This window comes from Pseudomonas sp. EA_65y_Pfl1_P113 (assembly GCF_963970525.1).
Taxonomy (GTDB): Bacteria; Pseudomonadota; Gammaproteobacteria; order Pseudomonadales; family Pseudomonadaceae; genus Aquipseudomonas; species Aquipseudomonas tritici.
In genome coordinates, this window is the sequence record NZ_CAXAQM010000335.1 from 1 (window position 1) to 532 (window position 532).

The 532-nt window shown below is 62.0% G+C and carries 1 protein-coding gene; it reads left to right on the plus strand.

Annotation, left to right across the window (positions count from 1 at the left end; translation table 11 throughout):
* Positions 1–10: 10 nt before the first annotated feature.
* Positions 11–532: matrixin family metalloprotease (locus tag AACY52_RS29915; RefSeq protein ID WP_339561318.1), on the plus strand; the 522-nt coding region annotated here is incomplete at its 3' end.

Below are 532 nucleotides of genomic sequence, written 5' to 3' on the forward strand. Positions count from 1 at the left end.
GGAGGTTCCCTTGGCCACCGCAGTCAGCGTCAGCGCGACCAACAATGCCGAGATTGACGGCCTTCTGTCCGGTGTCAAATGGTCCGGCGCGATCACCTACAGCTTTCCCGATGCTGCAAGCGACTACGCTTATCCCTACAGCGGCGGCAGCAGTGAACCCACGACCTCGGGATTTGCGTCGGCTCCGACGCAGATGCAGTCCGCGATCAATTACGCAATCGGACTGATCCTCAGCTACACCAACGCCAACATCACCTATGCGGGGACCAACGGCGCCGACATCATGATCGCGCAGTCCCCGGCGGCCAATCCGACGTCCTACGCCTATTATCCCGGCAACTACGCCTCCGGCGGCGACATCTGGTTCGGGACCTCCTACAATTACTCGCTGGCCTCGCTCGGCAACTACTACTTTGCGACCGCGCTGCACGAACTCGGTCACGCCCTAGGTCTCAAGCACAGCCAGGAGACCGGCGGACCCGCCAACGTCGCGGTGCCCACCGCGCATGACGACAGCGAATACACCGTCATG